General features: G+C 60.2%; 9 protein-coding genes. 5 read left to right on the top strand and 4 right to left on the bottom strand.

Annotated elements, in window-relative coordinates; all coding sequences use genetic code 11:
- Positions 1-302 precede the first annotated feature (302 nt).
- The 3 genes from LAP85_25550 to LAP85_25540 form a co-directional block, all read right to left on the bottom strand.
- Positions 303-1,730: a M28 family peptidase gene (locus LAP85_25550; GenBank protein MBZ5499779.1), complete on the bottom strand. Its 1,428-nt coding sequence runs from the start codon at positions 1,728-1,730 to the stop codon at positions 303-305.
- 425 nt (positions 1,731-2,155) lie between these two features.
- Positions 2,156-2,608: a type II toxin-antitoxin system VapC family toxin gene (locus LAP85_25545; GenBank protein MBZ5499778.1), complete on the bottom strand. Its 453-nt coding sequence runs from the start codon at positions 2,606-2,608 to the stop codon at positions 2,156-2,158.
- Complete coding sequence (locus LAP85_25540) at positions 2,589-2,858, bottom strand: AbrB/MazE/SpoVT family DNA-binding domain-containing protein (protein MBZ5499777.1); 270 nt, start codon at positions 2,856-2,858, stop codon at positions 2,589-2,591. The genes LAP85_25545 and LAP85_25540 overlap by 20 nt, the downstream gene beginning before the upstream one ends.
- Before the next feature lie 290 nt (positions 2,859-3,148).
- Here LAP85_25540 and LAP85_25535 point away from each other — a divergent pair, with 290 nt between their 5' ends.
- The 4 genes from LAP85_25535 to LAP85_25520 all read left to right on the top strand — a co-directional run bounded on the left by LAP85_25535 (position 3,149) and on the right by LAP85_25520 (position 9,852).
- Positions 3,149-3,652 carry a family 43 glycosylhydrolase gene (locus tag LAP85_25535; protein MBZ5499776.1) on the top strand — a complete coding sequence of 168 codons (504 nt, stop codon included), beginning with the start codon at positions 3,149-3,151 and terminating at the stop codon, positions 3,650-3,652.
- A gap of 139 nt (positions 3,653-3,791) precedes the next feature.
- Positions 3,792-4,871 carry a family 43 glycosylhydrolase gene (locus LAP85_25530; GenBank protein MBZ5499775.1) on the top strand — a complete coding sequence of 360 codons (1,080 nt, stop codon included), beginning with the start codon at positions 3,792-3,794 and terminating at the stop codon, positions 4,869-4,871.
- A 335-nt stretch (positions 4,872-5,206) separates the two neighbouring features.
- Positions 5,207-9,019, top strand: a complete 3,813-nt coding sequence (locus LAP85_25525) for a hypothetical protein (protein ID MBZ5499774.1) — start codon at positions 5,207-5,209, stop codon at positions 9,017-9,019.
- A 275-nt stretch (positions 9,020-9,294) separates the two neighbouring features.
- Positions 9,295-9,852 (top strand): hypothetical protein, encoded by a 558-nt coding sequence (locus tag LAP85_25520; protein ID MBZ5499773.1) that lies wholly within the window; start codon positions 9,295-9,297, stop codon positions 9,850-9,852.
- A 220-nt stretch (positions 9,853-10,072) separates the two neighbouring features.
- On the opposite strand, the gene LAP85_25515 is transcribed toward LAP85_25520, so the two are convergent.
- On the bottom strand, positions 10,073-10,432 hold the full coding sequence (locus LAP85_25515; GenBank protein MBZ5499772.1) for an ORF6N domain-containing protein: 360 nt from the start codon (positions 10,430-10,432) through the stop codon (positions 10,073-10,075).
- Positions 10,433-10,604: 172 nt separating this feature from the next.
- Here LAP85_25515 and LAP85_25510 point away from each other — a divergent pair, with 172 nt between their 5' ends.
- Complete coding sequence (locus tag LAP85_25510) at positions 10,605-11,189, top strand: hypothetical protein (protein ID MBZ5499771.1); 585 nt, start codon at positions 10,605-10,607, stop codon at positions 11,187-11,189.
- Positions 11,190-11,531: the final 342 nt, after the last annotated feature.

Here is an 11,531-nt window from a genome sequence, read left to right as displayed (position 1 = left end):
GCGGAAGTTCAAAAAGGCGAGACAATGGAATGGCTGGTGGAGGATCGAAACACTTTCATCCTCAAGCGCGTCCGCTCCCGAAACTCATTTCTCAAAAAGCGACACGCTCCTTAACTTGACGCGCATGCCTGAAGGGGCGGCACATATATATTTGAAATAACGTCACCAGAATATCTGACGCTCAATAGTAAAAGCTCAACGCAGCTCAACGCAGAGGCCGCGGAGGAAAACAGAGAGCGCGGATTCATACCTCTCCGCCTCCCTGTGGGCCTTTACGTTAATCCTTTGTTATTCGCCGGGACCTACTTTCCGCCCAGGAGGCGCAGGCAGCTCAACAGCCCGACGCGCGCGCACCAGCCCATGTTGAACGGTTCAGTGTCTGTGGTGTTGGCCGGCGTGTCGCCGACCGAGTGATAGAAGGGGTCGCCGTCCACGGTCACCATCCCGGGCTTCTCTCCCGCATACCAGTTAAGGGGCGGGAAGCCCTCGGTCACCGGCTGGGTGCGCTCCCGGTCCCAGGCGGAGGTGTAGAGCGTCACCGCCGGGTACAGGGTCGCGCCTGGAGTCCTGGCATTCTGGAATACGTAGGAGTCGGTTCCCCCCTGGGTCTTGACGCTGGCGGCGTGCTCGGGGAAGCCGCGGGTGCCGAGATGGTCCTTCATGACCGCGCGCACCAGGGTGATGAGTTCCTTGTTCACCGCGACATCGTCGGGCTCGACGTAGAGCGCGTCCTTCGACGCCCCGAAGCCGGACTGGTCGTAGTTGAACACCGCTTGCAGGCGGCAGGGATCCTTGTCCATCGCCGCCACGTATTCGCGCGTCGAGGACATCTCGCCGCCCCAGGAGGCGAAGCGGAGATCCCAGGCCGGCTGCGGCATCGCGCCCGACTTCACGGCTGCCGCCGCGGCGCGCGCGATTTCGAGCACAATGGCCACGCCGGAGGCGTTGTCGTTGGCGCCCGGCCCGCCCGAGTCGGAGTCGCCGTGGGCGCAGAAGAGCACGTATTTCGAGCGGTCCTTGCCCGGCAGCGTCGCCACGACCGTCTCGGCCGGACCGTTGCCGGACTTCCCTTCGACCGCGAACGAGACGCGCACCTTTTCGCCGGCTGCCAGCCGCTCACGCAGCGGGTTCGCCTCCTTCGGTGAGACGGCAATTAACGGGATCGCCCACGTCCCGCGCGCGCGGCCGACACTCGGCCACCCCGATGCGGACGACCTGCCGTCGAACAGCACCGCCGCGCACCCGGCCGTCGCATCCGGCGTCGGGTTGGTGGAGATCAGGCAGACGGCTCCCGGCGCTGCCTGCAGCGCCAGCGGACCTTCGCCCTTCCCGGATGGCGAGCCCGTGAACGGCCAGCTCGTCTTGAGCACCGAACCGCCGCTTCCCGCCGCTTCAGCGAACGCGCGGATCTCGCAGGACACCGGCTGGTACCAGTCGCGGGGCGCGTCCTGCCGCACGGTCACCTCCAACCCCGCCTCGCGGAAGGACGCGGCAAGCCAGGAGGCCGCCTCATGGTTCGAAGGCGACCCGTACGCGCGCGTGCCGAAGCCGACCAGCCGGCGCACGGTCTCCACCATGCGCGTTTCGGAGATGGTGGCGGCCAGCGCCCGCTCGGCCGTGAGGCCCTGCTCCGCCTGCCCGCCCCGGGCTGCCTGCCGGGACGCGCCGGCGCCGGCCAGCAGGCAAGCGGCGAGAACAACGGTTATGCCATAGCTACATTTCCGGGACATCAATCACCTCCACGAGTAGACGAGTCGAACCTCGAGCCAACAGGATACACCAACCACCCCGCCGTTCAGCAGATCGTCGGGTCAGAATGCGTTTGCGAACCCAGCCCGCGTCTGACCGCGCGCAGGTTCCGAAGACAGTCCCCAAAGACGGAAAGCGGCCACGAATGGCACATTCGTGAATTTCGCACTACTTGCCCACAGATCCCCGCCATTTAGGCAAGAAAAGCAAAAGCTCTGCGCACAGGTCGCAGAGGTCGCGGAGAAAAGTCATGCAGAAGCGAAAATCCTCTGCGGGCTCCGCGACCTCTGCGTCGAGGCTTTAGGTTGCAGATATTCCGCGCCGTGCCATTCGTGGCTGGCTTTTACGGCCTCCATTTGATGGCTGATTATCAGCCACGATCATGCTCCAGGTGATTCTCCAACCTTCAAGGCGGATAGAAACCGTCTTGGATGCTTTGGATTAAGTCTCCCGGCGTGCCGATTGCAAAAGGGAGTTTTAGCGCCTGTTTCCCGTTCAGAAAATGCTCCTTGTCATGGGTGACAAACCAATCCGGTTCGGCGCGGATGGCCTCCGCCAGTACCCGTGCGTCCGGCGCGTATTGAACATGCTGCCGGGCGCCCTCAACCTGGATTTCTGTGGGCGCTGGAGATGTTTCCACCCGCCCGGCGTCGAGAAGCTGTGCCAGGACCGGCCGCGAGGCCATCGCTTTGCGGCGCACAACCTCATCGGCTTCACGCAAGACGGTTGGCCCGACCATAAGGCGCAACACACCCGCTTCCGCCAGGCAAAAGAGTTTGCGCGCCCCCCCGGTTGGGGAGAACACGGCGGCAAAGGGTACGCTCGTATCCAGAAAGGCTTTAAGGCTTTTTGGCGTCATATTCGGCGCGCACTTCCCGCAGGGTGGCCAACATCGATTCAAGGGTTTCACCGGAGTCTTGCCATGCTTTGGCGAGCTTATCGGCAATCTCATCAACCCGTGAGCGGCGCGGACTCATGACCACCACGCCATCACCCAAATCAATCAGAGTCAGCGTGTCTCCCTCGGCGATGTGGCTTTGCTCACGCAAATCTTTGGGAAGGGTGATGACGCCCCGGCGCACCACCTGCACATGATAAATATTGTTCATGTTCTTCTCCATAATCCGCAAATCCGCAGATCAGTATAACGGATTTTCCGCAGCAATCAAGCGTGTGAAGGCATTTGAGATGCAGCATCACGCGGTTTCCAGCTTGAAACCAGCCGGAGGGCACGGCTTCGCTAACCGTGATTGTTTGCGGACGCGGATTTTCGCCGGCGCGAACTTTTGCCGACCTGGTATTGAATTCGCGTAGAATGGATGTCCACCATGGGAGGCGGCTGCTATCATTGTCTGCCGGCCGCGTCCGGACTGGTCGCAGCTGGCCTGCCGGAAGGGGAATGATGCGAACTCTGATAGCGTCGTTATTAGCCTTCGTGGTCATCCAGCAGGTATCCGGTTCACGTGTGGCTCCCTGGGTTCCGGACAATGGCGATGGGACCTATCATAATCCGGTCATCTATGCCGACTACTCCGACCCTGACGTCGTGCGCGCAGGCCGGTATTTCTATATGGTGTCGTCCAGTTTTGTCTCAACGCCCGCCCTGCCTGTTCTCCGGTCTCCCGACCTCGTGAACTGGCGCATTGTCGGGCACGTGAGCGAAAACCTTCCGGCGCCCGTGTTCGATGCGCCGCAGCACGGCAAGGGTGTCTGGGCGCCGAGCCTCCGCGAGCATGCCGGCCGGTTCTACGTTTATTATGGCGACCCTGATCTGGGAATTTTCATGTCGTCGTCGGCAAATCCGGAAGGGCCCTGGGATCCGCTGTTTCTCGTGCGCGATGCGAAGGGTTGGATCGATCCATGCCCGCTTTGGGATGATGACGGCCAGGCATACCTAGTGTAGTGCGTCAAACAGATCTTTACTTATGACAGCCATGAATTCGACAGAAACCCTTGTCTTTCCTGCAAATCATATGTCAACGGACTTCTGACTCACTACACTAGTGCATGCATGGGCAAAGAGCCGCGCCGGATTCAACGGGGTGCTGACAGTGTGCCGCATGAGTCCTGACGGGAGGCGCATCCTGGACGAGGGCCGGCCCGTATTCGAGGGCGGGGACAGGCATCCCACCATCGAGGGGCCCAAGTTTTACAAGCGGAATGGCTACTACTACATCTTCGCGCCGGCCGGCGGCGTCGCGACCGGTTGGCAGGTAGCGCTGCGCGCGAGGAGTGTGTTCGGACCCTACCAGGATCGCATCGTCATGCACCAGGGCAAGACCGCAGTCAATGGCCCACACCAGGGCGCCTGGGTCGAAACGGCCCGCGGCCTGTCATGGTTTGTTCACTTCCAGGATGCGGATGCGTATGGACGCATCGTCCACCTGCAGCCTATGACATGGCATGACGACTGGCCGGTGATCGGGAATGACCCGGATGGTGACGGCATCGGGGAGCCGGTACCCGGCGGAAAGAAACCGGATGCCGGCAAGCCGGGCGCCATCGAGGCACCCCAGACCGGAGACGAATTCAATGCGCCGGCTCTCGGGCTTCAGTGGCAATGGGCGGCGAACCACCAGCGCCATTGGTGGGATTTGGGTGCACGCCCAGGCTGGTTACGGCTGCGTGCCGTGCCGGCGGCGGATTACACGCTGTGGGACAAGCCCAACCTGCTGCTGCAGAAATTCCCCGCGCCGTCCTTCCGCGCGACGACTCGTCTCGACCTCAATCCAAACCTCGGCATACGCGCAGGTATCGTCGTCTTTGGCCTGAATTACAGCTACCTCGCAATCCAGCTGGACAGCGGCGACGGCCGCCCCCACCTGGTCCGAACCACATGCATCGATGCGGACAGGGGTGGCCGCGCACTGGACGAGGCTACTGCTCTTGTGAACTCTATCGGGCCGGTCGACCTGCGTGTGGAGGTAAGCGAAGGCGCTTTGTGCCGCTTCAGCGCCAGCACCGACGGCAAGACCTTCAAGGAAATCGGCAGCCCCTTTCAGGCGCGAAAAGGCGCCTGGGTCGGAGCCCGGATCGGGGTATTCGCGCTCGCCCCTGCCGGCGCCGCGGAGACGGGCCACGTGGACATTGACTGGTTCCGGATCGAAGAGGTAAAGAGGTAAAGCGTTTTGACGACGCCAGCCTCCCAAGAACGTCTGTAAGCATCATCCTGGGCTTCGCGATGGGGCCTTAACGGTCATGTGGAGCTCGAGAACTCTGGATTTTTCCCTCGATCAACCAGTTGGCGTCATCAGTCCCGCTGGTCCCAAGTCTCTTTGCGATCTTTGAGGTCTTCGCGGTTCAATATTCAATTCGGCATTCCCGGCAACCTCCACCGGGTGGTATGCCCGGCATTTCTGGTGAACCTATCCCTGAATTCCGTCATCTGATTCAGTGAGTTTCTTTGATTCTTCCAGCCAAAGTTTTCGTGATCAGTGTCTCAGCCGTACGAGGCTGCATGTCCGAAAAAGCACGAACCGTCTTGCCCGGGCTTCAAGGCGCCGGCGCCGGAGAATCGCACATGAAGGCCATATTCACAAAAACGATCATAGCCGGCTTATTGCTACTTTTTGCTTATCCGTTGCTCCCAATTTCCCCGCTCCTGTTCGCCCAGACCGGGCCAGTCAACCTGAATTTCGAACAGGGAGTAGCGGGCCAATTGCCGACAGGATGGTACTTCGGTGAATCGGCCCAGGGATATGCCGCCAGCCTGACCAATATGAATCCGATCAGCGGCGCGATGTGCGCGGTTATCGCGCGCGCGGGTGCAGCGGCGCAGAACGATTTCGGTCATCTGTCTCAGGCATTCGATGCTGCCCCTTTCCGTGGCAGACAAGTGAGCTTTCGGGCTGCCGTGCGGGCAACGGTCTCGGGTTATAACAATCAGGCACAGCTCTGGTTGCAGGTCGTCCGACCAAACGGGCAAACGGGATTCTTTGACAACATGGGGAATCGCCCGATCACCACTCCACAGTGGAGCTACTACGAGATCACCGGTGTTGTGGCCATGGACGCGACTCAAATTTACCTGGGGCTGATCCTCCATGGGAGCGGCACCGCCTGGATCGACGACTGCTCCTTCCAAATGATCGCCCTGCCCGATCCGATCACTGAACCCGCCCGACCCATGACTCCCCGCGGGTTGGAGAGTGTAGTTGCTTTTACCCGCCTGCTTGGTTATATCCGTCACTTCCATCCAAGCGATGAAGCCGCGGCAACCGAATGGGATCGATTCGCCATCGAAGGAATGCGCGCGGTGGAGAATGCCGGTAATGCAACGGAACTCGCCAACACGCTCGAGACGTTGTTCCACCCAATCGCACCAACCTTGACGGTTTTCCCGACGGGGGACAATCCACCTATTGTCCGACCCACGCCACCGCCGAGTCCCTCGAACACCGTTCAAGTTGTAATGTGGAACAACCTGGGCTTCGGCACAGGGAGTTCCCAGAGCATCTATCAAAGCGTGCGAAAATACACGAATGCACCCGCTGGGAAGGTCCCGGACGATCTGGCTGCTTATCAAGAGCCGTACCAAGCCGAACTGGGTGGCGGGGTCTCCTGTTCCTTCCCCCTTGCGCTCTTCGCCGACTCGACCGGTACCTGGCCGCGGGGCGCCATGCCCGGTCCCACGATGTACAGATATACAGCGCAGGATCGTGCGACCCGGCTCGCTGCGGTGGCGCTCGCCTGGAATGTATTCCAGCATTTCTACCCCTACTTTGATGTCGTCGATACCGACTGGCCCGCGGCTCTGACTGCGGCCTTGAGCTCAGCCGCAACCGACACAGACGAGACTCGTTTCCTCGACACCTTGCGCCGCCTTGTGGCCGCGCTCCACGATGGCCATGGCAGAGTCTACAACTCCGGCATCCCGAGCCACACATATGGACCGCCGTTCGCCTGGGATTGGATTGAAGGGCATCTTGTCATCACCCGGATATTTGAGGAGAAGGGTCTTAATCCCGGTGATGTGGTGCTGTCGATCAACGGCAAGCCTGCCGCGACAGCCCTGGCCGAGGTCGAAAGCCTGATTTCGGGAGCAACTCCGCAATGGATTCTCTACCGGGGAATTCAGGATCTCTACCTGGGGAACCAAGGGGAAACCATGACGCTGGAGATCGAACCCTGGGCCACCCCGGGAAAACAGATCCAGGTTACAGTGACGCGCGACACGCCGATTTCGAGTATCCAGGAACCCCGCCCCTCGAAGATCTCAGAACTGGAACCGGGCATCTTCTACGTGGATCTCAACGCGGTTTCGGATGGAGATATTCTCTCCGCTGTACCCCAGCTCGCACAGGCGCAGGGCATCGTCTTCGACATGCGTGGGTATCCGGGCAAAATAACTAATCCGGCCACACTCTTCTCTCACATTTCCGAACAGCCGGTGACGAGCGCGTGGTGGAACGTTCCCATCGTCATGTTCCCTGACCAAAAGGAAGTGCAATTCCAGACGAGCCGGTGGAACTTCATGCCCCCTCAGGATCCATTTCTGAAAGGGAAGAAAGCGTTCATCACCGATGGCCGGGCCATCAGTTACGCCGAATCCTGCATGGGCATTGTCGAGTATTACAGGCTGGCCGAGATCGTCGGAGGTCCGACGGCCGGAACCAACGGGAACGTCAATCCGTTCACGGTTCCGGGTGGCTACCAGATCTATTGGACCGGTATGAAAGTGCTCAAGCATGACGGCTCGCAGCATCATGGCATCGGAATCCTGCCGACGGTTCCGGCCGCGCGGACGCGGGCGGGGGCAGCGTCCGGCGTCGATGAGTTGCTCCAACGCGCACTCCAAATAGTCTCGCCGACACCTGTGTTGAGCGTCCAACTTCCGGACGGCGGCGCCGCTGCCGCTTCGACGATCGGCGCCGGCACCCCTGTTCAGGCCGGCTATGCCGTAGCCGGAGTCACATCGGGCAGCGCTCCCTATGGAGTTGCCGTCTACAGCTTTAAAAACAGCAACGGCGCCATCGTGAGCGAGGCCGCTGTGCCGGTTTCTCCTCCCACCGCCGCCGCCCGAATTTTCGTCGATTACCGTTCGGGTGTCTCAATGTCCGGCAACGGAGGCGCCACTCCCGTGAACATCGATACCGGGATCACGCTTGTGAACTACGGTTCCGTCGTTGCGAACGTGTCTTACACCTTACGGGATAAAGCCGGAGCAATCCTGGCCGCCGGCAACGGGACGATAGCCGGAGCGGCTCATTTTGCCAAGCTCATCAGCCAGCTGAACGATCTCGCGCCCGACTTCAAACTCCCCGACAATTTCCCGACCGACATCCAGTTCGGCTCGCTGGACGTTGCGAGCGATCAGCCTCTTTCCATGCTGGCGCTGAGAATTACCCTGAACCAGCGCCAGGAGACACTTCTGACGAGCACGCCGGTTGTCGATCTGACCCGGACATCGGACAGCCTGCCGCTTTACTTTCCGCAATTTGCCGATGGGGGCGGCTATCTGACGACCCTGATCCTGCTCAATACGTCGGCCGCCGTCGAAACCGGGAACCTGGCTCTCTATGGTGACAACGGGATGCCCCTGGTTGTCAAACGCGCTGACGGAACATCAGGTTCGACGCTCGGCTACTCCATTCGGCCCGGCGGGACCTTCCTGTTTCAAACCGCCGGCTCCGCTGAAAACTTGGCCGTCGGTTGGGTCCGGGTGACTCCGGATGCAGGTACGCTGAGCCCGGCGGGCGCAGGCATCTTCAGCTTCTCGAAACAGGGGATTCTGGTAACAGAATCGGGAATCCCCGCGGCGGAATTAACGACCCATGCGCGGATCTACATAGATCACACCGGGAATCGTGGCACGGGCCTGGCAGTCGCGAACCCCGCCGCTTCCGATATCACCGTGATGTATAAGGCATACGAAAAGGACGGGAGCACTCCTGCGGGCGACGCCGGAGATCCGCTGATTCTGCAAAAGAACGGGCACGCCGCACAATTTGTATCCCAGATGATTTCGGGATTGCCGGCGGAATTCTCCGGAGTTCTGGATATTACTTCTCCATCACCTTTCGCCGCTCTGACGATGCAGTCCCTGACCAACACCAGAGGCGATTTCCTGCTGACGACTTTTCCAATCGCGGATGCGACCCTGTCAGCCCCGGCGCCCCTTGTATTCCCGCAGATCGCGGACGGAGGCGGATACCTGACGCGTTTCGTCCTGCTCGCCGCGGGTGCGCCTGCCAGTGTCGATCTCACCTTTTATGGCGACGATGGCGCACCGCTTGCGGTCGGGAGCAGCAAGGGGGTTGTGAAGTTCTAAAAGCCGGAGCAGCCGCGGATTCCTCAGGCGCTCCAAGTAGGCCCCGGCCGCCGGATGGGGCCCCAGCAATCTTCCAAAAAACTGGTGAGCGACCCATTTCCCCTGTTTACCCCGCCGTCGCATTCAGGAATGACTCGCTCCACAAGGGTCAGCGCGAGATCTTAAGGGACGCTTTGCGTAAGCTGGTTACGGTGATTGTCTCGGGGCCGGTCACTTATTCCGGGGGCTAACTCGGGACTGGGCCGCTCTTCTCTTATGACGGGCGCAGCCGCCGTATGATCGTGAGCGGCGAGATCTGGCGCGAACTGTGCCTCTCGGGCCACTGGATCCAGGATGCCCTCATCCTGCGTTGGGGAGAGCTGACGTCGGAGATTTCTCGCCAGGCCATGAGCCCGAGCGAAGTGATCGGCCGGCTCCTGCGCGTCCCGGTTTGGCAGCGGAATGTCGAAGATGCCCGGCGGGTCCATGCGGCGCTGCCTTCCAGGGAGTGTGTATGGACCGGCGGCGCGCTCGGTCTGACCTTCGATGTGGACCATGTGCTGCCGTTCTCGTTGTGGCGGAACAACGATCTATGGAACCTCCTGCCCGCCGCACCGCGGGTCAATCGGGAAAAATCCGACCGGCTCCCCACCAGTAACCTGCTCAAGCGCCGTAAGGATACTATCGTGAGTTACTGGGATGCGATGCACCAGGCCAACACCGTCCGCTTCCAAAACGAAGCCGGCCGCTTTGCCGGCACGAAGCGGCTGGACCTCGCGAAGACGTTCCATGTCATGCTGGAATCAGTGGAAGTAACCGCCCTCCAACGCGGCTGCCTCCGTTGGGAACCATGACCGCCACCGGTTGCGCGCAAGAGATACGATGATCTATCGGTGGTCAAAAACTGGGGTTGGTGTCCAATTCTGATTACGATCCTCCTGAGTGCGATCTCCGCGCAGCACAAAACCCGTCACCGTCCCCAGGTTCCTTCCGCAATCCCTCACATGGACAATTGCATCGCCGGCCAGGCCTGAAGGCCGACGAATCTGAGAATTTCCAAACCAATATTCTCAGTCATTTGTTCGCATTCGGTGCAAATCCAATGGAGTGCCTCTCCGGTTCGGGAGGCGCCATCAGTTCGCGAATCGCGTCGAAAACGACTTTGAACTGTTCGTCGTACTTTTGTTCGAGCGCCTCAAGCTTGTCTGCAAGTTCCGAATAGGTGCCAATCATCTGACGCAGCCGCACGAAGGTGCGCATGATTTCGATGTTGACTTGAATCGCGCGATTGCTCCGCAATACGCTGGAGAGCATCGCCACCCCTTGTTCCGTAAAAGCGTAGGGTGCCGCTCGACGCAGGCCGCCCCAACTTGAAATCACAAATTGTGATTTCAAGTCTTCGCATTCCTGGGAGCTGCCCAAATTGAGCGACATTTTTCCTGGACCCGGAAAAGAAACCTGAGGCTCCTGAGTCTGAGATTTTCATGCGCCGGAGGCGCCTTGGAGTGCGGCGGCATGACGCCGCTTTCCCCGATCAATACGAGACCTGCCTCACATTTCTTGAAATAAAAGCGCCTCCCAGGAAATCACTACTGTGAGGCCTTCTATGACCACCTATGTCAAGTCACAGCCCGACGCCGGCAATGATGGAACTCCTTCCTCCTCCGATTGGCCGCACGCCCCGGCCCATCGCCTCGGGGAAAAGGGCGCCTACATGGTCACCGCCGGCACCTACAATAAATACCCTTTCTCGAACTCCGCTGCCCAGCTCGATTTGATCCTCAATCTGCTATTCAATTGCCCACTGGAGTTCGTCTGGCAACTGCAGGCGTGGGCCGTGATGATCAACCATTACCACTTTGTGGCACTCTCGCCGGACGATCCGCAAAATCTCCAGTTCATGCTGGGCAAGCTTCACGGAGCCATAGCGCGCGAGTTGAATGCCCTAGATGGAACCCCCGAAAGAAAAGTGTTTTACCAGTATTGGGATACACACATCACATTCCAGCGGTCATACCTGGCGCGGCTGAACTATGTACATCAGAATCCCGTCCATCACCGGATTGTGCGCAAGGCTTCAGAGTATCGTTGGTGCTCGGCGGCATGGTTCGAGCGTAGCGCTCGGCCGGCGTTCGTCAAATCGGTGTACAGGTTCAGGACTGAGCGGATCAAGGTGGAGGATGATTTCTGAGGTTGAGGGGCGAGGGCGCGTGCAAAGCGGCGTCATGCCGCCGCACTCCAAGGCGGCCGGCGAGGCGCCGGCCGCTTTAGGCAAAGAGGTTGTTACCTGTAGAATTGCTTGTCATGGTCGCAGTAGACGCCTCTTTCGGAAATCCACCTTTGGCTGGAACTCCGGCGCACGACCAAACGTCTAGTCGCAGGTTTCAGTTTCTCCATCTCCGAACAGCTGAATTCTCCGGGCCTGACACCGGATCCGCTCTGAGGCACTATCCAGCATGCCGTGCGGCCCCAAAGTCTCCGTGTTGCGCGCGTAGGCGCGTTCCCAGCCGAGCCGATCACGCAAGTGGTCTGC

This window comes from Terriglobia bacterium (genome assembly GCA_020072565.1).
Classification (GTDB): domain Bacteria; phylum Acidobacteriota; class UBA6911; order UBA6911; family UBA6911; genus JAFNAG01.
The sequence above is the reverse complement of the archived record's forward strand: the minus strand, read 5'-3'. Positions and strand labels throughout refer to the sequence as shown.